We start from the raw sequence: 19,778 nt of genomic DNA on the forward strand, positions 1-19,778 counted from the left end.
ACCACACAGGCGTTGGTAATACTGGCCCGCAAGCTTGCTCGGGTGGTGTTCGCTCTGCTGAAAGGGCAAAGCGAATATCAGCCAAAAGTTGGTTGAGGGTTGCCCCTCAACCATAGAATCTCCCACATTTGGATTTGTGGTGTTTACCAGACCCCGATCTTCACCACTTTCTCTGCCTCTGGCTCACCATAACGAAACCATTGCCCGCGCACCTCAACCTCCGTGTGGCTGATGGTGGTGCGCCGTTTCAACCCGCGCAACCAGTCGAACAGATAACCCAAGTGCGTCTCGCGCACCTCGGCATAGGCAGGATCGCTGCCCAAGTCGTGCAGTTCTTGCGGGTCGTTTTCCAGGTCGAACAGTTGCGGGCGAAAGCCGTCGTACGCCAGGTACTTCCAGCGCTCGCTGCGCACCATGGTCATGCGGCAACGGTCGATGGGTTGCTCCAGGCGCTCGCGAGCGGGGGCCTGGAAGGCGTAGTCGTATTCGGCAATGGCGTAGCGGCGCCAGGCGGGTTGCGCGCCGTGCAGCAATGGAATCAGTGAGCGACCTTCCAGGCGATGGTCGGCGGCGGGCAAGCCCAAGGCGTCGAGGAAGGTGGGCAAGGCGTCGATGGTTTCCACCAGACGCTCATCCACGGTGCCGCGGCTGACATCGGCGCTGGCACGTGGGTCGCGCACGATCAGCGGTACACCCACCGCAGGCTCCAGCAAGAATTCTTTTTCACCGAGGAAATGATCGCCCAGGAAGTCGCCGTGGTCGCTGGTAAACACGATCAGCGTGTCGTCCCAGCGGCCAGCGCTTTGCAGAAAGTCGAACAGCCGCCCGAGTTGATCGTCAATCTGTTTGATCAGGCCCATGTAGGTCGGAATCACCGTGAGGCGCACCTCGTCACGGGAGAAATTCTGGCTCTCCTGGTGTTGGCGAAATGCCTGGTACACCGGGTGATCGCTGGTGTGGTCAGGTTGAATCGGCGCTTGCACATGCTCGGTTCCGTACAGCGCGTGATACGGCGCCGGCGCGATGTAGGGCCAGTGCGGCTTGATATACGACAGGTGCAGGCACCAGGGCTGTTCACCTTGTTCGTCGATAAAGTCGATGGCGCGGTCGGTGGTGTAGACGGTCTCCGAATGTTCTTCGGCCACCCGTGCGGGTTTGCCGGCGTTGCGCATATGCCAGCCGCTGAGCACTTCGCCGTTCTCACCTTCGGCGGCGTTGGCCCATTCGTGCCAAGGGTTGCTGCCGTGGTAGCCGTGATCACGCAAGTATTGGGTGTAGGGCGCGGACTCGCGCTTATCCTCGAACAGCGGGCTGTCGGGGTAGATGCCGTCGTGACGCAGATACGCGTCGAAGCCGACCTCATTGAGTGGCTCGGCCTGGGCACTGTCGGGGTCTATCTGCAGGCGCTGCAAGGCCTCAATATTCGGCGTGGCGTGGGTCTTGCCCACCAGGGCGGTGCGGATGCCGTGGGGGCGCAGGTAGTCGCCGATCGTCAGCTCTTCGAGCGGCAGCGGCACTGCATTCCACGCCACCTGATGGCTGCTGACATAGCGCCCGGTGTAGGCCGACATGCGCGACGGGCCGCAGATGGTGCCTTGTGTATAGGCCCGACTGAAACGCACGCCAGCGGCGGCCAGGCGGTCGATATTCGGCGTGTGCAGATGGGCATGGCCGTAGCAGGACAGGTAGTCGCGGCGCAGTTGGTCGCACATGATGTAGAGCACGTTGCGCAGGGGTTTGGGGTCAGACATAGGAATTTACCGAACGGAGGACAGGTGGGTTTTTTCGCCGTTCGAGGGGCGCTCTGGCAAGTGCATTTGGGGACTGGGTTCTATGCATTGAGTGCATGGGCTTGCCTGCGATGACGGCCTGACAGCAGATACATATCTACCTGCCACCCCGCGATCAAATGGTGGGAGCAGGCTTACCCGGCGAAGGACCTGATGTGAGCGGCCAATCCTGCCAGCGCTTTATCATCTGCCCTGGCAGCGTCATGGGAGGAGACATAGCCTTCATAACGCTCAAAATATTTGTCCTGGGACGAACTGATTTTTTTGAAGGCGCTATCTTCCCCGGTCCCGTGCATCGGGAATAATTTGGCGTGCAGATGATCGACGCCATAACCCTCCAGAATCATGCCCGTTCTAGCCACACCTTTTAGCGCTTTGTCCAAAAGCTTCGCCGTCTTCTTGGCTGCGATGACCAAGTCACATAGCACGGTGTCCGGTTCGGCAAACGCATAGCTGCCGTGATGGGTTTTGGGGATAACCACACTGAACCCCGGCGTATTGGGAAATATGGAGAGAAAGGCCATGTGGGTCTGGTCTTCCCACAGGAGGTGGGAGGGTGCAGTACCGCGGGCAATGCTGCAAAAGATACAGTCCATCAAATGCGCTTCCTCGTGCGGGTCAAAAGGTTATAGACCCTCTTGTAGGTGATCTTTGTTATCTAATGATGACTTCACTGACGTTGCGGGCCGCTGTTCACCGCTTGGTCAGACCGCAATATTTTCCAACGCATAAGCATCCTCGTCTCTCTCATCAATCTCCTTGATTTGCTCAATCATCGCCTGCGCCAGCGGCGACAACCGATACCCTGCACGGCTGACGATCCCGTAGCGGGTGTAGCGCTCCTCCAGGTTTTCGTCCAATCCCTCAATCTGCAAACACACCAGTTCGCCGCGGGCCATGTGCAGCACGTCGCTGTTGGCGCTGACGATGCCGATGGCGTCCGAGCGCAGCACCACGCCCATCAAGCTATAGCCGTTTTCGCATTCCACATTGGGCTGGTAATCCGGCCGGCCGCTGAGGTCGACGATGACTTTGCGCAGGTTCGGCGGGCGGATGGTCACTGCCAGGGGGTAGCTCATCAGCTCGGCGGCGCTGACGCTGTTGCGCACGGTCAGGGGGTGCCCGGCGCGGCAGCAGAAGTGCCAACGGCGCGGGCGCAGACGGTGGGTGTAGTAGTCGGGGTTGGCTTCGAAGTGGCGGGTGTCGGCGACGAAGAATTCGAACTCTTCGCTGAGCAGGCGTTTGCCCAGGCTTTGCCAGTCGTCCACCTGGAACTGCACGCGGGCCTTGGGGTAGCGCCCGATAAAACTACCAATGGCACGCGGGACTAACCCACCGGCCGGCGCGGGGCCGCAACCGAAACGCAGTTCACCGGCTTCCAGGCCATTGAACTGGCTGATTTCGTTGGCCAGTTGTTGTGCGCCACTGACCAGGCGGCGTGCATGTTCGAGCAGCACCTGGCCTTGCTTGGTGGGCGCCAGGTCTTTGCGGCCACGGTCCACCAGTTGGCAGCCGGCGCTGTGTTCCAGGGCCTGGATGCTACGGCTGAACGCCGACTGCGACAGGTTCACCGCTGCGGCTGCCGCGACGAAACTGCGCTGTTCGGCGAGGGCGATGAAGTGGCGAAGCTGGCGCAAGTCGATATGCATTTTTCACATCAAAAATATCCGGGAAATGCATTGGCTATGCATTACGTCGACTCCTTATAAAGGCTATCTCTTATGCAGTAAATGTTCGTAAAAACATAAATAAATAACCTTTAGGAATATGAGGCGACGAGTATTCCGGGGTTTTGGAGCCGCTTATGAGTTTGTTCAAGTCCTTGCCCCTGGCTGTTCTAGTGGCCGGTAGCAGCAGTTGGTCGCCGGCCCAGGCCGCTGAAACACCCGCGCCTGCCGGCAAGGGCGAAAGCGCCAGTGGCCAACTGGAAACTGTCACGGTGACTGCCCGGCGGCGTACCGAAAGTGCCCAGGCCGTGCCGACGCCCATGAGCGTGCTCGGTGGCCAGGCCCTGGAAACCCAGCGGGTGTACCGCATCCAGGATTTGCAGCAACTGGTGCCCAGCGTCAACGTCGCCTATATGCATGCGCGCCAGTCCAGCGTGTCGATCCGCGGCCTGGGCAACAACCCGGCCAGCGATGGCCTGGAAGGCAGCGTGGGGCTGTATATCGACAACGTCTACCTCGGGCGCCCGGGCATGGCGGTGTTCGACCTGATGGACATTGAGCAGCTTGAAGTTTTGCGCGGCCCCCAGGGCACGTTGTTCGGCAAGAACACCACTGCCGGGGTCATCAACATCAGCACCCGCGCACCGAGCTTTACCCCGGAGCGCAGCATCGAAACCTCCCTGGGCGAGGACGGTTATTTCCAGACCAAGGGCACGATTTCCGGCCCCCTGACCGATGACCTGGCAGGGCGTTTCTCGGCCTATCGCACCCGCAGCGACGGCGACATCAAGAATGAACACGACGGCCATGATCTGAACGGCGGTTCACGCCAGGGCTTTCGCGGGCAACTGCTGTACAAGCCCAACGAAGCGTTCAACCTGCGCTGGATCGGCGACTACAACGAAGAAGACTCCAGCGCCGGCACCCGCGTGCTGTACAGCACCGGGCCGACCATCAATGGCACCAACCTGTATCAATCCCGGGCCAACGCGGCAGGCGCCACCCTGGTGGACGGCACCCATCGCAAGGTCAACCTGGACAACGACCAGCACGTCACGGTGTTCCAGGGCGGTACCTCGCTGGAAGCCAATTGGACGCTGCCCAGCGACTTCACCCTGACCTCGGTGAGTGCTTACCGCTGGTGGAATTTCACCCCGCGCAACGATGATGGCCTCAACGTACCGGCGTCGTATAACGCTGGGGTTTCGGTGGAAGATAAGCAGTGGTCCCAGGAATTCCGCTTGGCGTCGCCCAGCGGTGGTTTCTTCGATTACGTGCTCGGCGCCTACTACTTCGGCTCCGACCTGGATAACAAATCCTTTGCCTACTACGGGCCCAAGGCCGATATCTGGAACGGCACGCCCGCCGGTGCGTTGAGCAATGTGAGCAGTGTGGGCAACGGGCATATCCGCACCGACAGTTTCGCGCTGTTCGCCCAAGGCACCTGGCACCTGACCGAGCGCCTGGATTTCACCGCCGGTGTACGCGGCACCTACGAAGAAAAAAGCGCCTGGGTCACGCGCAATGCGCCCTTCGGTGGCGCGGCGGTCAGCGGGGCCGCCGCCATGGCGCGGCGTGGGCGTACCGGGGCCTATGACTCGGGCGACCTGTCGCAATACAGCGCCACGCCGTCGGGGCTGCTCAATCTCAGTTATCACTTCAATGAAAACCTGCTGGGCTACGCGACACTGTCCCATGGCGAGAAGTCCGGCGGTGTGAACCTGGCGGTGGGGTCTGCGCCGACAGCCGGAGCCGACTCGTTGTTGATCGGCACCGAGCGCGCCAACAACGCCGAGCTGGGCTTCAAGAGCACGCTGTGGGACCGCCGCCTGCAACTCAATGCCAACCTGTTCTGGACCCAGGTCAACGGCTACCAGACCAACGCCTACGACCAGGACAACCGCGTGCAGTACCTGACCAACGCCGGCTCGGTGCGCTCGCGGGGCGTGGAAGTGGAAAGCACCCTGGTGCCGATCAAGGGCCTGACCCTGAACATCAACGGCTCCTTCAATGACGTGACGTACCTGTCTTACAAGGATGCGCCATGCCCGCCGGAAACCAGCCTGCGTCCCGGTGCGCCGGCGTCCTGCGACTTGAGCGGCCACCAGGTGGTGGGCGCGTCCAAGTGGATCGCCAACGCCAACGGCGAGTACAAGTGGAACCTGGCGAACGGCTTCGAACCCTACGTCACCGCCAGCTACGCGTTTCGTTCCAAGGCGGTGGGCACGGTGGAGGATTCCGACTACGGGCAGATCCCGGCGTATGCGGTGGTCAACCTGTCTACCGGTTTGCGCGGCGACTATGACCAGGGGCAGTGGGATGTGTCGCTGTGGCTGAAAAACGCTTTCGACAAAACCTACTACACCACCCTGTGGACCGGTGGTAACGGCGGTTACGAGGGCCTGCTGGGCACGCCGCGCACCCTAGGCGTGACTGGGCGCTACGACTTCTAGGTCGGTGCGATAGGTGGCCGGGCTGAACACCCGCGTCACCAGCAGCATCGCCACCACCGTCACCGTCAGCACCACCCATGCACTGACAAAGTTGCCGGTAAGCTCGCGCAGCCAGCCGGTCAGCCACGGCGAAATCGCATTGATCAAAAAGCCTACGCCTTGCACGAACGCCGCCAGTTGCCCCGCTTGGCGTGGGTCGCGATGGTGGTCGAGGGTCAGCAGCAGGCTCAGGGCAAAGCACGCCCCTAACCCGAAGCCGCACAAGGCCACCCACAGGTGGGGATATTCCTGCGGCGCAATGATCAGGCCGAGGTAGCCGATGGTTTGGGCCAGCAAGCTGATGCTGAGCAATGGGCGGCGGTCGATACCGCGTTGCGCCAGCACCGGCATCAGCAGGGCGGCCGCCACCTGAAAGATCGTCATGAATGCCAGCAACGACCCGCTGGGCAGCACGCCCCAGCCCAGTTGCTGATAGTAGGCCGGCAGCCACGCGACCATGCTCATGTAGCCGCAATTGACCAGGCCGAAATACAGCGCCAGCAGCCAGGCGCGGCGGTTGCGCAACCCTTTGAACGCAGGCGCCTGCAGTGGATTGCGCGCGGCGCCCAGCGGTAGCCAGGCCCACAGCAACAATGCCCCCAGCGCCGGCAATAACCACACACCCAGGCCTGCCTGCCATTGCTGGAAATGCGTGGCTATCACCGGGCTGAGCAGCGCCGCCAGCCCACCGCCGGCCATCAGCGACGCCGAGTACACCCCCATCGCTACGGGCACACGGTGATGGAATTCACGCTTGATCATCGCCGGCACCAGCGCCTGGATCAGCGCAACACCCGCACCGCCAAGCAGCGCGGTAACCAGCAGTGCCGAGGCTTCGCCTATCAACCAGCGCGCCAGGCACGCCAGCAGAATCATCAACAAGCCCAGGGCGATGCCGCGACGCTCGCCCAAGCGAGCCTCCACGCGCACGCCCACCAGTGCCACCAACCCCATGCAGATCACCGGCAGGCTGGTGAGCAGGGCACTGCTCTGAAAGCTCAGGCCGGTGGCCTGGCGAATCTCGCCGAGCAGTGGGCTGATGGAACTGAGGATCGGGCGCAGATTCAGGCCGAGCACCACCAGCAGGCCCCAGCCGGCGAGGGATTTATTCAGGGTCATGCAGGGTTTTCCACTGGTGATACAGCGCAGTCATTGCGGCATCGGGCAGGTGCTGAATGGGCAGGCGTTGCGCGTCGATGGGCAAGCCAACCTGTTGGCTGATGGCTGCGGTCGACAGGCCGAACGGCTCGGCCATTTCGTTGCTGGCGGCAAACACTACGCGCTCGACGCCGCACAGGTACATGGCGCTCAGGCACATCGGGCAAGGCTGGCCGCTGGCGTAGATCACGCACCCCTCCAGGCGTGCACCCAACTGCCGGCTCGCTGCGCGAATTGCCAGCAGCTCGGCGTGGGCGGTGGGGTCCTGGGTCAGGTGGATCTCATTCACGGCTTCCACCAACATCTCATCGTTGCGCGTCAGCACCGCACCGAAGGGGCGGCCACCTTGGGCGACGTTGGCGCGGGCCAACGCAATAGCGCGTTGCAGGTGTGGTTGATCGTTGGTCATACAAGGCCCCAGGGTGCGATGAAAGGTGAAGTATGGTCAGCCAGCAAGGTATGCTGAAATTAAATATAAACATGCCAATCAGTGGCAAACGAAATGGTGATGACGTTGTTCGATCCTGTGTTGTTGCGCAGCTTTGTCGCCGTGGTGGACTGCGGCAATTTCACCCGGGCGGCCGAGCGCCTGCATTTGACTCAATCCACCGTCAGCCAGCAGATCCGCCGTCTGGAAGACGCGGTGGCCTGTCAGTTATTGGACCGCGATCAGCGCCGGGTAGTGGCCACCGCCGAGGGTGAGCGTCTGCTCGCGTATGCGCGCCGTATTCTCGCGTTGCACGAAGAAGCCGCCGACGTGCTGATCAACCAGCAAAGCGACGGTGTGTTGCGCCTCGGCGTGCCGGAGGATTTCGCCGCCGAGCGCCTGATGCCGCTGCTTTCGGCGTTTGTGGTGGCCTATCCACGGGTGCGTCTGGAGGTCACCAGCGGTCTGGGCCCTGAATTGCAGCGCCAGTACCGGGGCGGCGAGTTCGATGTGTTGCTGGTCAAGCAGATGGGCGACAGCGACGACTGTGTGGCGTCGTGGCCCGAGCCCTTGTATTGGGTCGACAGCCTGAGCACCCCGGCCCTGGGCCGCGACCCGCTGCCGCTGGTGGCTTTCCCCGTGGGCGGCCTGTATCGCAACGACATGCTGCACCATCTGGAACGGGCCGGCTGGCGTTGGCGCATCGGCTATTCCAGCGCCAGCCTGGCCAGTGTGTGCTCGGCGGTGGCGGCAGGCTTGGGCATCAGTTTATTGCCAGAACGGGTGTTGCAACCGGGCCATCGCATACTCGGCCCAGAGAGTGGCTTGCCACCTGTTCATGGCGTGCGGTTGGCCCTGTATGGCCGCAGTGGTTTGGGCGCAGCGGGCCAGAGTTTGCTGGGTGAATTGCTGGCCTTGTGCAGTGGAAACCCGCACTGAGTTCATACCTTTGCCGAATATTTTGTATGCCTTTAAGGCATTGAAAAACAACGGCTTGAAGCCAGGCCACGGACCCCGTGGCTTTGGTGTGATCGGCTGTTTTGTTTATGCGTTTTTGTTCTATCTATAACTTTAAAGATTACTTTAAGAGATAAGTGTCTGGCACCGATGATTCAGCCCTCGACGGGCCTTCACGCTGGCCCGTCGGTTTTTCAAAACCGCAGGGAGTGAATCAATGGGCAAAGTCCAGGCCGCCGCCAGTGCATCTGAGGCGCAGTGGCGTCAGGCACCGAATGGTGAGTTGGTCGACCTTGGCCGGCCGCATCGCGCGCCGTTGGGTCAATTGCGCCTGCAGAAGACCCCGAAGCGTTTTTCCAGCCGCCGCGAAGGGGTTTTGCTCGGGTTGCTGGTGTTGGCGCTGCACGGTGCAGTGATCTATTGGGTGAGCCAGAAACCCACGCCGGTGCTGCCGATTGTGCCGCCGGAAATTCCACCGATGACCATCGAATTTTCCCAGCCGGCGCCGCCGGTGGTTGAGCCGCCACCGCCTGTACCGCCACCACCGCCTCCGCCTGTGGTCGAGCCCCCGCCGCCGCTGGTGGATGAGTTGGCGGCCAAGCCGGCGCCGCCCAAACCCATTGCGAAACCCAAGCCCAAGCCCGTGCCTAAACCTGAGCCCAAGCCGGCCCCCAAGGCCGTCGAGCAACCACCTGCACCACCGACGCCAGCGCTACCTGCACCGCCCGCACCTGCGGCGCCAGCGCCGGTGACGCCTGCTTCGGCCAACGCCGCGTACCTGAAAAACCCGGCGCCGGAATACCCGTCACTGGCTCAGCGTCGCGGTTGGGAAGGCACGGTGTTGCTGCGGGTGCAGGTGCTGGCCAGCGGTAAACCGGGTGAGATCCAGGTGCAAAAAAGCAGTGGTCGCCAGCAGTTGGATGACGCGGCATTGGCGGCGGTGAAGCGCTGGAGTTTCGTGCCTGCCAAGCAGGGCGATGTGGCCCAGAACGGCTGGGTGAGCGTGCCCATCGATTTCAAGATTCATTAATTATTCAGCGGCGCAGAGGGAAAACATCATGGCATTGGCATCTCCACTTGAATCCATCGAAAGCACGGTGATCTGGCTGCTGGTGGCCTTTTCGGTCGCCACTTGGGGCCTGGCCTTGCTCAAGGGCGTGCAGTTCGGTCGCCTCAAGGCCCAGGATCGCAAGTTTCACAAACAGTTCTGGGCGGCATCGAGCCTCGACTCGGCCGCCGAACTCGCCGAAACCCAGCCTGGCGCCGCCGCCCGTGTAGCCCAGGCCGGTTATGCCGCGATCCAGGTGGGCGATACCACCCACGCTGCGGATTTGAGCCAGGCGATCAATCACCAGGATCGCCTCGAACGCGCGCTGCGCCAGCAAATCGTGCGTGAACGTCGCTCCCTGGAAACCGGTCTGGCTGTAGTCGCCAGTATCGGCAGCACCTCGCCGTTTATCGGCCTGTTTGGCACCGTGTGGGGGATCATGGAAGCGCTGAAGGGGATCAGTGCTGCCGGGTCCGCCAGCCTGGAAACCGTGGCCGGGCCCATCGGCGCGGCACTGGTGGCGACCGGCGTGGGGATCGCCGTCGCGGTGCCTGCGGTGCTGGTCTACAACTACTTTTTGCGCCGCCTGAAGCTGACGGCGGCAGACCTGGATGACTTTGCCCACGACTTCTACAGCCTGGCGCAGAAAAACGCGTTCCGCGTGCTGCTGCACCCGGCGCTGACCAAGGCCGGCGCCGGCAGCCCGCAGAAAGTGAAGGAGGCGTCCTGACATGGCCTTCTCCACGCAAGACAGTGATGAGGTGCTGAGCGAGATCAACGTCACGCCGCTGGTGGACGTGATGCTGGTGCTGCTGGTGGTGTTTATCGTCACCGCGCCGCTGTTGACCAACTCGATCCCGATCAACCTGCCCAAGACCCAGGCCGTGGCGCCGGTTGAGCAAAAAGACCCGCTGGTGGTGAGCATCGACGGCGCCGGCAAATTGTTTATCAACAAGGACGAAATCCAGCCGGATCTGCTGGAGTTCAACCTGCAGGCGGCGAAGGCCAAGGACCCCGATGTGCGGGTGCAACTGCAGGCTGACGATGGAGTGAACTACGGCGAAGTGGCACGAGCCATGGCGTCGATTGAGCGTGCGGGCATCACCAAGTTGTCGGTGATCACTGCACGTTAGTTTCAAAAAGTCTCGACAGTTTTTGGGCCGCTTTCCTTGGCAGGGTGCGGCCCTTTTTTTATCTAAGCATTGCATGTTTACAGATGTTGCACAGGAAAAGAATTTACATGTATCCGAGCGTGCAATTTTCGGCTGCATGCTTATTCTGGTCGGCGCATAGAGTGATTTAATTAATGGAGTAATTGCATGTCTATACGCGTTCCTGTCCAAGTCGTGAATACGTTCGTTAATCCCCATTTAACGGTTGAAAAACCTGAAGAAAAGCCTGCGGTAATGGCATCTTCGAACGATCGTATGGCCGGCATGAGACATCCATCAGCCTGTATTTTGCCCACGCTGGCTGACTATAAGAGAAAACAGAGTTTACTGCAGGGTGCTGAAGCAAGCCCTACGCCAAGAGGCGGGAGCAACTCGGCATTCAAAAAAAATGCTCGTTTAGAATCTTATATCAGCAAGCAAACCGCCGACTTTGTAACGCCCGAAAAAGAAATTTCCACTATTTTATCTGCAAAGATAAAGCAGCAATGGGGTGTGGATATTGATCCAGATAAAACCTATCTAGTGACATTTAAAGATGACAGTGAGGATGAAAAAGAGGTGGTAGAAAAAATCACCCTGACACAAGCGGCATTGAAAAACAGGCAAGATGTAACAATTAAGAAAGATGAAAGCTGGTTTGTAAAGATTGGCAAGTACTTTTCGCCAGCGATATATATTTACAACCAGATTGACGGTTGGGTGCAGGAGGCAAACACTCGACAAGGTATTTATCGGGAGCCCAGTGCGCCGGGCGATGCCCCCTATAACGCCGACACCCGCGTTTCCATACCGGTGGATGACTTCAAGGCATTAGTCTGGGATACAGACCGGACCCAACTGTATAAGAAGACCCTTGATGGGTTTTGGGACAAGCACAGCGAATCTTATACGGCATTGAGTAAAATCTCGTTTGTCAAAGCCATCAATCTGCAGCGCCTGGAAGGGAGCCTTGGCCCTGCCGAGGCGGCACTCGCCCAGCGAGCGTTGGGGCCTGTTGCGCAAAAGGATTGGTCCAAGCTGACGGTCCAGGATTTTGAAGGGCCTGCCGTGAAGGACCCGGATCTGGACATCGGCCTGCTGAGCATCAATGGGTTTGAGTCGACCGACTTGATGTGTGTGACCGATCGGAAAACCCAGTTGACGTTGCTTTACATCCCTGGCAACTCCTCGCCAATACATCGCTTCGATAATCCGCAGCAAATGACAACGTGGCTGGCCGGGCAAGCCTCGGACCCCGTAAAGCGCGCGTCCTTGTTGACGCACTTTTCCCTCAAGGATCAAGCTGACAGAACGTTTTCAGACGGCGTACGTCAGACCCTGCAAGGGATGGGAAACTGGTCCGATGCGCAGGCATCAGGCAATGCTTTCCTTGCGAGCCTCAACGGTTGGGTGCCGGATCGTTTCATCGCTGTTGAGCAGTTGCACGGCGATCCTTTCGAAGCGGTCAAGGTTCGGCAAAAAGCACGGTCCTATTCGGACGCCGACAATGCGATTGTCAGTGACGGGGACTACACCAAGAACCAGGTGCTGCATGTCGTGGAAGAGGCTACCAAGGTCGCCATGTTCATGACGCCGCTGGCGCTGGTGATGCCCGAAGTCGCTATAGGGCTGGATGTTTTCTTCCTGGCCGCCGGGGCTGCCCAGACAGGTATCGGTATTGATGATGCCGTCCAGGGAAAAGCAACGGCTGCCGACCGCATTGTGTTTGGCGTGTTGAACGCCGTACCGCCGTTGGCCACTCACGCGGGGGCACCACTGGCGAAAGCGCTGACAGAGAGGGTGTCCGGCGGTGGCGTTGCAGCAGGGATTGATGCTGCAACCCGCACACCCACCCAAGTGACTGAACAAGCGCGCCCATTCTTCAGGCCACCACAACGTGTCAATGGGCATATCGGATACCCGATGGGGCCCGTCTCACCTCCAGTGATCCTTGAGGAGGTCAGGGTTCCCATGGATGACGTGAGGCGCATGATCGGGAAAGACTATATGGTTTATGTCGGTCAATACGGTACCAAAGTTACGTATGACGTCGAAGCGGGTCTTTGGCGCGGGCTCCAGGCCAATGGTCAGGTGAACGACATCTTTTATTGGCGTAAAGGTCAAGGACGGTGGCTGGGTGGCACTCAAGCCGAAGCGATTGAGGCCAGTAAAAATGCGCCTGCTTCGATGACAACCAAAGTACTGAAACTACCGAGAATGCCGGTACTGCCGTCCGGTGCTACAGACGTGCCGAAAGTGATCCACTATTTTTGGGCCGGCAATGAAATGCCGGAAAATCTACTCAATAATATTATGGAAAATTCCCGGAAAAGCCCCGGGTATAAGTCGATTGTTCACGTCGATGCCAATGACGCGGATACTTTTCAGAAAATACATTCAGCATTGGATCATAAAGTGGGTGGGCTTGAAGTTCATGATTTAAAGGCCGATGAAAGTTTTCAGGCTCTGAATGCAGGTCAATACGGCGAGATGTATCAGTTTTTCCGTTCAGGGCGTGGGCAGAATTTAGCGGCGTCATCGGACGTCATGCGCGCTGTGCTAATGAAAAAGTACGGTGGCATCTATCTGGATACGGATGATGCGCTGACCTTTAATGTGGGCGAGGTCACATTGAAAGCCACGCCTAATGATATCTTGATGAACGTGCCGGTTACTTACGAACCTACGGACTTCAATGGCTTCAACACCAGTAATTTTGCCAGTCATCCAGACAACCCTGTATTTGACGAGATTTTGGAGACGGCGTATGAGCGATACAAGGCAAACGAAGAATGGCTAAACGCTAATCGTCCCTTTCTGAAGGAAAACTCGACAGCCGCAGAGCGGCAAATTTATAACGAGTATGAAAAGAAAATTTTCGAAATCACTGGGCCGAGAATGTTTGGTGATGTATTGGCGCAAAAAGAATATGGGTTTTTTTCAGAAGTTGAGGAGCTGACGGAACTGTTGGAAGCGCGTATTTTACTTCCGCAAGCGTATGCGGAAAAACTTACACAAGTGCGTGATTATTATATGGCGATGAACCATAAGCTCGGAGTTGCGATCGGCTCGGAACACTCTATGCATCATTCTCGCTGAGTTTGGCTCGGTCATCGCGCCGCGGTTGCCGGGGCGCAATGGCCGGTTTTAATGAAGGGGCGGGGACAAGCAAGTTCTGAAAAGATGTAAATTCCTTTTGGTTATTAATAAATTCTTTTTTATTCCTTATTGGTGCGTGAGCCTCACCCTATACTGACCAGCAACGTTAAACGCTGCAGGAGGGCACACCCATGCACAGCGAGTCGATTCGTTATCTGATCGTGCCGGGCTGGCAAGGATCGCCAGAAGATCATTGGCAAACCCATTGGCAAAACAGCTTGCCCAACAGCGCACGGGTGGAACAGGCCGATTGGCTGACGCCGCGTCGCGAGGATTGGGTCGCCGCACTGGCCGAGGCCATCGCCGCCGACAGCACGCCGGTCATCCTGATCGCTCATAGCCTGGGTTGCATCACCGTGGCCCACTGGGCCGCCACTGCCCCCGTGCACTTCTTGCGGCAGGTACGCGGCGCATTGCTGGTGGCACCGGCGGATGTCGAGCGTTCTGCGTGTGCCCCTGCACTGCGCAATTTCGCCCCTATTCCAACTGACCTGCTGCCATTTCCCAGCCAGGTGGTCAGCTCCGACAACGACAGTGCCGTAAGCGCCCCCAGGGCTCTGGAACTGGCGCGTCAGTGGGGCGCCGAAGCCGGCATCTTGTCGGGCGCCGGGCATATCAATGTGAAGTCCGGCCACCGGCGCTGGGAGCAAGGGTTTGCTTACCTCTATCGCCTGCAACATCGCCTCGAGCACCACGCTCGGCGCAGCGCCTAATATTTTTTCAACGCCCCGTCCCTGAGTGGATTGGGGCGGGAGCCTGCCATGAGTCTGCATGAAACCTTCGGCCAGCCGCTGCTGACCTTTCCCGATGCTGAAAAAAGCCCGTTGAGCATCCGCGCCAAGGCGCTGGTGTTCGTCGACCCACGCTCACGCCAACTGCGTGAAGAGTTGGAAAGCCTTGCGCCGCGCGCCTTACCCGTATTGATTCGAGGAGAAACCGGCAGCGGTAAAGAGTTGCTGGCGCGGCACATCCACCGTGGTAGTGACCGTACTGGCCTGTTTGTCTCGGTCAACTGTGGCGCCATCAGCCCCACCTATGCGGATGCCGAGTTGTTCGGCTATGCCGCCGGCAGTCACAGTGGCGCGGCGAGCAGCCGGGCGGGTTGGTTCGGCTCGGCCAATGGCGGCACCTTGTACCTGGATGAGATCGGCGACTTGCCGCTGCCGATCCAGGTGAAATTGCTCGCGGCTTTGGAAAACCACGAAGTCACCCGCGTTGGTGCCCACCAGCCCAGCCCGGTGGATGTGCGCCTGGTGGCCGCCACCAGTATCGACCTGGCCCAGGCCGTGGCCGTGGGCAAGTTTCACGAGCGTCTGTTCCATTATTTGAGTGAGGGCCGGTTGGACCTGCCGGCGTTGCGCGAGCGGGTGGGGGATATCTTGTCCCTGGCCGAATATTTCCTCGGCATCTACAGCCAGCGCCTGGACCTGCCGGTGCCACTGATCAGCGACGCCGCCCAGCAGGTGCTGGAACACCACACTTGGCCGGGTAATACCCGCGAACTGGAAAACGTCATTCACTTTGCCTTGCTGGTGAGCAGCGGCGATGAAATCTTGCCCGAGCATTTGAACTTGCCAGCGGCGGGTTCGCCGCTGGAGCAAGTGCGACGAATTTTGGCCAGCGCCAGCCCGGCCGAGCAGGAATCGGTGCGTAAATTTCTGTATGAGCAAAATGGAATATCAACGTGAATAAAAGATATTGTTCGGGAATAAAAAATCTAGGTATTGTCCTTTCCACGCCGCGATAGCACTTCGCTGGCACCTCACATAAAAACGGTCGTTAGAAGGACATTGCATGAAAAAGGTTCTGTTGTTTACCGCTCTGGCGGCTGCCCTGACTGCTGGCTTTGCCCAGGCCAGCGAGAAACTGGTGGTGGCTGCTACGCCGATTCCCCACGCCGAAATCCTCGAGCTGATCAAGCCGACCCTGGCCAAGGAAGGTGTGGACCTGCAGATCAAAGTCTTTACCGACTACGTACAGCCAAACGTGCAAGTCGCTGAGAAACGCCTGGATGCCAACTATTTCCAGACCCTGCCGTACCTGGAAAACTTCAACAAGGGTAAAGGTACCAATCTGATTACCGTGGTGGGCGTGCACGTTGAACCCTTCGGCGGCTACTCGAAAAAGATCAAGAAAATCGAAGATCTGAAAGATGGCGCCACCGTGGCGATTCCGAACGAAGGCTCCAACAGCGGCCGCGCCCTGTTGCTGCTGCAAAAGGCCGGTGTGATCACCCTCAAAGACCCGACCAACGCCCTGGCCACGCCGAAAGACATCGCCAGCAACCCGAAGAACCTGAAGTTCAAAGAGCTGGAATCGGCCCTGCTGCCACGGGTGCTGGACCAGGTTGACCTCGACCTGATCAACACCAACTACGCCCTGGAAGCTGGCCTGAACCCGGCCAAGGACGCGTTGATCATCGAAGACGCCAAATCACCTTACGTAAACTTCCTGGTGGCCCGCCCGGACAACAAGGACAGCGATGCTATCCAGAAGTTGGCCAAGGCCCTGACCAGCCCGGAAGTCAAAGCTTTCATCGAGAAGAAGTACAACGGCGCGGTGGTGCCAGCGTTCTGATGTAAGCCAAAACCCCCTTCAAGGTTTCAACGCCAACGGCTACTACAGCGTCGGCGTTTTTTTATCTGAAATACAGTCAAAACTGTGCGATTGCTCGTTCCCACGCTCCGCGTGGGAACGTCTCCTGTGACGCTCTGCGTCACGACTTTAGAGCGGACGCAGAGCGTCCTGGGCTGCATTCCCACGCAGAGCGTGGGAATGATCGACAGGCAAGCCACCTCCCACAGAGGTAAGTTTTTTGGTGATATGAATATGCTATCTAGGTATTTAAACTTTGATTTTTATACCTTTAAAGTTCGCGCTAGCTGACGTTATCCACGTCAGCACGGACTGCGCTCGCGGCATTACCCATGCGGCGATATGGACTGCACATGACCTTCGATTTCGCTTTTATCCTCAGCACGCTGCCGGCGTTTCTCAAGGCTGTGGGTGTGACGCTGCAAGTCGGCCTGATCGCCATTGCCACGTCCTTGCTGGTGGCGCTGATCAACGCTGCGCTGCTGGTGTTTCGCACGCCTTACCTGTCGCGCCTGGTGGCGCTCTATGTGGAGCTGGCGCGTAACACGCCGCTGTTGATCCAACTGTTCTTCGTCTACTTCGCGCTGCCTGCCCTGGGTTTCAATATTTCCGGGTTCTGGGCGGCGATCATCACCATGACCTTTCTGGGCGGCGCCTATCTCACCGAGGTGCTGCGCGCTGGTGTGGAAGCGGTGCCGCTGGCGCAAATCGAGTCGGGCAAGTCCATTGGCCTGTCCGATTGGCAGCTGTTGCGCCATGTGATCCTGCCCCAGGCCGGCATCCTCAGCCTGCCGGCGCTGTTCGCCAATTTCATCTTTCTGCTCAAGGAAACCACGGTGGTTTCCGCCGTGGCGGTGCCGGAAATTCTCTACACCACCAAGAGCTACATCGCCCTCTACTACAAAACCTACGAAATGCTCGCTGTGCTGACGCTGATTTGCGTGCTGTTGTTCTTGCCGTTGTCGCTGTTGCTCAGCCGCCTGGAAAGGAGGCTCCAACATGGCCAGTTCGGGTCTTGAGTTGCTCTGGGTGTCGTTGCCGCAACTGGGCAAGGGCGCTGCGCAAACCCTGTCGATTTCGTTTTTGAGCATCGCCTTCAGTACGGTTGGCGGCGTGCTCTACGGCGTGCTGCGCACTTTGAATAACAAAGCGATCAACGGCGTGCTGCGGGTCTACCTGGAACTGTTCCGCGCCATTCCGGTACTGGTGTGGTTGTACCTGCTGTTTTTTGGCGTGCCGATCTTCTTCGGCCTGAGCATCCCCAGTTTCTGGTGCGCGGTGCTGGTGCTGTCGTTGTGGGGCGCCAGCGAGGTGGGCGAAGTGGTGCGTGGCGCGTTGCATTCGCTGCCCCGTGGCCAGCGCGAAGCAGGCTTGTCGATTGGCCTGTCCGGCCCACAGTTGTACGGCTATGTACTGCTGCCCCAGGCCCTCAAGCGCATGACGCCGCCGACCATCAATGTGTACACGCGCATCATCAAGACTAGCTCCCTGGCGGTGCTGATCGGCGTGGTGGATGTGATCAAGGTCGGCCAGCAAATCATCGAGCGCACCTATGAGTCGGTATTGATCTACGGTGCGCTGTTCCTGTTTTTCTTCTTTATCTGCTACCCGTTGTCAGCCGCCTCCAAGGTGCTGGAACGGCGCTGGGCCCAAGCATGAGCGCATTGATCGAGTTCCAGGGTTTCAACAAATTCTTCGGCGAGGCGCAGGTGCTCAAGGGTATCGACCTGAGCGTGCAACGCGGCGAAGTGGTGGTGATCCTCGGCCCCAGCGGCTGTGGCAAAAGCACCTTGCTGCGTTGTTTGAACGGGTTGGAAGTGGCACACAGCGGCAGTCTGCGGTTCGCCGGCAAAGAGCTGCTGGATAAAACCACCGACTGGCGCCAGGTACGCCAGGACATCGGCATGGTGTTCCAGAGCTACCACCTGTTCCCGCACATGAGCGTGCTCGACAACATCCTGCTCGGCCCGCTCAAAGTGCAAAAGCGCGACCCCTGGGAGGCCCGTGAGCAGGCGGAAAAATTGCTGGAGCGCGTGGGCCTTGCCGACAAGCGCGACGCCTTCCCACGCCAGCTTTCCGGCGGCCAGCAGCAACGCATCGCCATCGTCCGCTCGTTGTGCATGAACCCCCAGGTCATGCTGTTTGACGAAGTCACCGCGGCCCTCGACCCGGAGATGGTCAAGGAAGTGCTGGAAGTGATCCAGGACCTGGCCCGCGATGGCATGACCCTGCTGATCGTTACCCACGAAATGGCCTTCGCCCGCGCCGTCGCCGACCGCGTGGTGTTCATGGAGGCCGGTCGCATCCTCGAACACAACACCCCCGAGGCATTCTTTACGAACCCGCAGACCGCGCGCGCGCAGCAGTTCCTGGAGAAGTTCTCCTTTGTTTCAACACTGCCCAAAAAGATCAAGGAACTGGAGCTGATATGAAAAAGTTACTGCTGCCACTGTTTGCCGTCGCCTTGCTGGCCGGCTGCGATAAAAAGGCCGAAGAGCCGGTAAAACCCGCGGCTGTGAGCTACATCGACAAAATCAAAGCGCGGGACAAGCTGATTGTCGGCGTGTTTACCGACAAGCCGCCATTCGGTTTTGTGGACGAAGCGGGTCGTTATGTCGGCTTCGATACCGACATCGGCCGTCAATTCGCCAAGGACCTGTTGGGCGACGAAAACAAGGTGGAATTTGTCGCCGTGGAACCGGCCAGCCGCATTCCGTTCCTGCAAAGCGACAAGGTCGACCTGATTCTCGCCAACATGACCGTGACGCCTGAACGCAAGGACGCGGTGGACTTCACCAACCCCAACCTGAAAGTCGCGGTGCAGGCTCTGGTGCCGAATGACAGCGCCGTCAAAAGCCTGGATGACCTGGCAACCCGCACGACCATCGTCACCACCGGCACCACGGCGGATATCTGGCTGACCAAGAACCATCCGGACTGGAAGCTGCTCAAGTTCGAGAAGAACTCCGAGTCGCTGCAAGCTCTGTCGGCCGGACGTGGTGATGCCTATGCCCAGGACAACCTGGTGCTGTTCAGCTGGGCCAAGCAGAACCCGGGTTACCGCGTGCTGGAAGAGAAGCTGGGTGATGAAGCGCCGATTGCCCCGGCGGTGAAGAAGGGCAATACCGAGCTGCGTGACTGGGTGAATGCCGAGCTGGCGAAGTTGGGCGAGGAGAAGTTTCTGCTCAAGCTTTATGACCAATATGTGCGAAAAGAACTGAGCGATGACACCAAGCCTGAGAGTGTGATTGTTGAAGGCGGTAAGTGGCAGGGCTGAAATAGCTATCGCAGGCAAGCCAGCTCCCACCTTTGAATGTATTCACACATCAACATG

Annotated in this window: 18 protein-coding genes; 13 read left to right on the forward strand and 5 right to left on the reverse strand. The window is 59.1% G+C overall.

Annotated elements, in window-relative coordinates; genetic code table 11:
- Positions 1-143: 143 nt before the first annotated feature.
- The 3 genes from GIW79_RS14980 to GIW79_RS14990 all read right to left on the reverse strand — a co-directional run bounded on the left by GIW79_RS14980 (position 144) and on the right by GIW79_RS14990 (position 3,439).
- On the reverse strand, positions 144-1,751 hold the full coding sequence (locus GIW79_RS14980; RefSeq protein ID WP_072445745.1) for an alkaline phosphatase family protein: 1,608 nt from the start codon (positions 1,749-1,751) through the stop codon (positions 144-146).
- A gap of 173 nt (positions 1,752-1,924) precedes the next feature.
- Entirely contained in the window at positions 1,925-2,386 is a 462-nt protein-coding gene (locus GIW79_RS14985) for an HIT family protein (protein WP_054920331.1), read from the reverse strand.
- A 108-nt stretch (positions 2,387-2,494) separates the two neighbouring features.
- Positions 2,495-3,439 carry a LysR family transcriptional regulator gene (locus tag GIW79_RS14990; protein ID WP_236456276.1) on the reverse strand — a complete coding sequence of 315 codons (945 nt, stop codon included), beginning with the start codon at positions 3,437-3,439 and terminating at the stop codon, positions 2,495-2,497.
- A 155-nt stretch (positions 3,440-3,594) separates the two neighbouring features.
- Between GIW79_RS14990 and GIW79_RS14995 the strand changes: the two genes are divergently transcribed.
- The gene (locus GIW79_RS14995; protein WP_236456274.1) at positions 3,595-5,910 is read left to right on the forward strand and encodes a TonB-dependent receptor; all 2,316 of its coding nucleotides are present in this window, start codon (positions 3,595-3,597) and stop codon (positions 5,908-5,910) included.
- On the opposite strand, the gene GIW79_RS15000 is transcribed toward GIW79_RS14995, so the two are convergent.
- Both GIW79_RS15000 and GIW79_RS15005 read right to left on the reverse strand, forming a co-directional pair.
- Entirely contained in the window at positions 5,881-7,068 is a 1,188-nt protein-coding gene (locus tag GIW79_RS15000) for a CynX/NimT family MFS transporter (RefSeq protein WP_054920326.1), read from the reverse strand. The two genes, GIW79_RS14995 and GIW79_RS15000, sit on opposite strands and share 30 nt — an antisense overlap.
- Positions 7,055-7,516 carry a nucleoside deaminase gene (locus tag GIW79_RS15005; RefSeq protein WP_057975344.1) on the reverse strand — a complete coding sequence of 154 codons (462 nt, stop codon included), beginning with the start codon at positions 7,514-7,516 and terminating at the stop codon, positions 7,055-7,057. Before GIW79_RS15005 ends, GIW79_RS15000 begins: the two co-directional genes overlap by 14 nt.
- Before the next feature lie 105 nt (positions 7,517-7,621).
- Here GIW79_RS15005 and GIW79_RS15010 point away from each other — a divergent pair, with 105 nt between their 5' ends.
- The 12 genes from GIW79_RS15010 (at position 7,622) to GIW79_RS15065 (ending at position 19,721) form a co-directional block, all read left to right on the forward strand.
- Positions 7,622-8,473 carry a LysR family transcriptional regulator gene (locus GIW79_RS15010; RefSeq protein WP_005783745.1) on the forward strand — a complete coding sequence of 284 codons (852 nt, stop codon included), beginning with the start codon at positions 7,622-7,624 and terminating at the stop codon, positions 8,471-8,473.
- 235 nt (positions 8,474-8,708) lie between these two features.
- Positions 8,709-9,521, forward strand: coding sequence for an energy transducer TonB (locus GIW79_RS15015; RefSeq protein WP_089042049.1), 813 nt, complete (start codon positions 8,709-8,711; stop codon positions 9,519-9,521).
- A gap of 25 nt (positions 9,522-9,546) precedes the next feature.
- Positions 9,547-10,269, forward strand: a complete 723-nt coding sequence (locus GIW79_RS15020) for a MotA/TolQ/ExbB proton channel family protein (RefSeq protein ID WP_087149534.1) — start codon at positions 9,547-9,549, stop codon at positions 10,267-10,269.
- A 1-nt stretch (position 10,270) separates the two neighbouring features.
- On the forward strand, positions 10,271-10,672 hold the full coding sequence (locus GIW79_RS15025; RefSeq protein ID WP_034125467.1) for an ExbD/TolR family protein: 402 nt from the start codon (positions 10,271-10,273) through the stop codon (positions 10,670-10,672).
- Between the two features lie 186 nt (positions 10,673-10,858).
- Positions 10,859-13,789 carry a glycosyltransferase family 32 protein gene (locus tag GIW79_RS15030; RefSeq protein WP_200584327.1) on the forward strand — a complete coding sequence of 977 codons (2,931 nt, stop codon included), beginning with the start codon at positions 10,859-10,861 and terminating at the stop codon, positions 13,787-13,789.
- Positions 13,790-13,980: 191 nt separating this feature from the next.
- On the forward strand, positions 13,981-14,562 hold the full coding sequence (locus GIW79_RS15035; RefSeq protein ID WP_236455046.1) for an alpha/beta hydrolase: 582 nt from the start codon (positions 13,981-13,983) through the stop codon (positions 14,560-14,562).
- Positions 14,563-14,610: 48 nt separating this feature from the next.
- Positions 14,611-15,537, forward strand: coding sequence for a sigma 54-interacting transcriptional regulator (locus tag GIW79_RS15040; protein WP_054920316.1), 927 nt, complete (start codon positions 14,611-14,613; stop codon positions 15,535-15,537).
- 106 nt (positions 15,538-15,643) lie between these two features.
- Complete coding sequence (locus GIW79_RS15045; RefSeq protein ID WP_034125470.1) at positions 15,644-16,426, forward strand: MetQ/NlpA family ABC transporter substrate-binding protein; 783 nt, start codon at positions 15,644-15,646, stop codon at positions 16,424-16,426.
- Positions 16,427-16,797: 371 nt separating this feature from the next.
- Positions 16,798-17,463: an amino acid ABC transporter permease gene (locus GIW79_RS15050; RefSeq protein WP_003187615.1), complete on the forward strand. Its 666-nt coding sequence runs from the start codon at positions 16,798-16,800 to the stop codon at positions 17,461-17,463.
- On the forward strand, positions 17,444-18,103 hold the full coding sequence (locus GIW79_RS15055; RefSeq protein ID WP_034125471.1) for an amino acid ABC transporter permease: 660 nt from the start codon (positions 17,444-17,446) through the stop codon (positions 18,101-18,103). The genes GIW79_RS15050 and GIW79_RS15055 overlap by 20 nt, the downstream gene beginning before the upstream one ends.
- Positions 18,100-18,876 (forward strand): amino acid ABC transporter ATP-binding protein, encoded by a 777-nt coding sequence (locus GIW79_RS15060; RefSeq protein ID WP_236455048.1) that lies wholly within the window; start codon positions 18,100-18,102, stop codon positions 18,874-18,876. Before GIW79_RS15055 ends, GIW79_RS15060 begins: the two co-directional genes overlap by 4 nt.
- Positions 18,873-19,721: a transporter substrate-binding domain-containing protein gene (locus tag GIW79_RS15065; RefSeq protein WP_034125473.1), complete on the forward strand. Its 849-nt coding sequence runs from the start codon at positions 18,873-18,875 to the stop codon at positions 19,719-19,721. Before GIW79_RS15060 ends, GIW79_RS15065 begins: the two co-directional genes overlap by 4 nt.
- Positions 19,722-19,778: the final 57 nt, after the last annotated feature.

It is taken from the genome of Pseudomonas sp. PA-7-1E, assembly GCF_021605325.1.
Classification (GTDB): Bacteria; Pseudomonadota; Gammaproteobacteria; order Pseudomonadales; family Pseudomonadaceae; genus Aquipseudomonas; species Aquipseudomonas fluorescens_BV.

Coding starts and splice junctions, on each gene's coding strand:
- GIW79_RS15035 (WP_236455046.1), top strand. CDS start 13,981: ATGCACAGCGAGTCGATTCGTTATCTGATCGTGCCGGGCTGGCAAGGA.
- GIW79_RS15000 (WP_054920326.1), bottom strand. CDS start 7,068: ATGACCCTGAATAAATCCCTCGCCGGCTGGGGCCTGCTGGTGGTGCTC.
- GIW79_RS15060 (WP_236455048.1), top strand. CDS start 18,100: ATGAGCGCATTGATCGAGTTCCAGGGTTTCAACAAATTCTTCGGCGAG.
- GIW79_RS15040 (WP_054920316.1), top strand. CDS start 14,611: ATGAGTCTGCATGAAACCTTCGGCCAGCCGCTGCTGACCTTTCCCGAT.
- GIW79_RS15050 (WP_003187615.1), top strand. CDS start 16,798: ATGACCTTCGATTTCGCTTTTATCCTCAGCACGCTGCCGGCGTTTCTC.
- GIW79_RS15005 (WP_057975344.1), bottom strand. CDS start 7,516: ATGACCAACGATCAACCACACCTGCAACGCGCTATTGCGTTGGCCCGC.
- GIW79_RS15025 (WP_034125467.1), top strand. CDS start 10,271: ATGGCCTTCTCCACGCAAGACAGTGATGAGGTGCTGAGCGAGATCAAC.
- GIW79_RS15055 (WP_034125471.1), top strand. CDS start 17,444: ATGGCCAGTTCGGGTCTTGAGTTGCTCTGGGTGTCGTTGCCGCAACTG.
- GIW79_RS15030 (WP_200584327.1), top strand. CDS start 10,859: ATGTCTATACGCGTTCCTGTCCAAGTCGTGAATACGTTCGTTAATCCC.
- GIW79_RS14980 (WP_072445745.1), bottom strand. CDS start 1,751: ATGTCTGACCCCAAACCCCTGCGCAACGTGCTCTACATCATGTGCGAC.
- GIW79_RS14985 (WP_054920331.1), bottom strand. CDS start 2,386: ATGGACTGTATCTTTTGCAGCATTGCCCGCGGTACTGCACCCTCCCAC.
- GIW79_RS14995 (WP_236456274.1), top strand. CDS start 3,595: ATGAGTTTGTTCAAGTCCTTGCCCCTGGCTGTTCTAGTGGCCGGTAGC.
- GIW79_RS14990 (WP_236456276.1), bottom strand. CDS start 3,439: ATGCATATCGACTTGCGCCAGCTTCGCCACTTCATCGCCCTCGCCGAA.
- GIW79_RS15065 (WP_034125473.1), top strand. CDS start 18,873: ATGAAAAAGTTACTGCTGCCACTGTTTGCCGTCGCCTTGCTGGCCGGC.
- GIW79_RS15045 (WP_034125470.1), top strand. CDS start 15,644: ATGAAAAAGGTTCTGTTGTTTACCGCTCTGGCGGCTGCCCTGACTGCT.
- GIW79_RS15015 (WP_089042049.1), top strand. CDS start 8,709: ATGGGCAAAGTCCAGGCCGCCGCCAGTGCATCTGAGGCGCAGTGGCGT.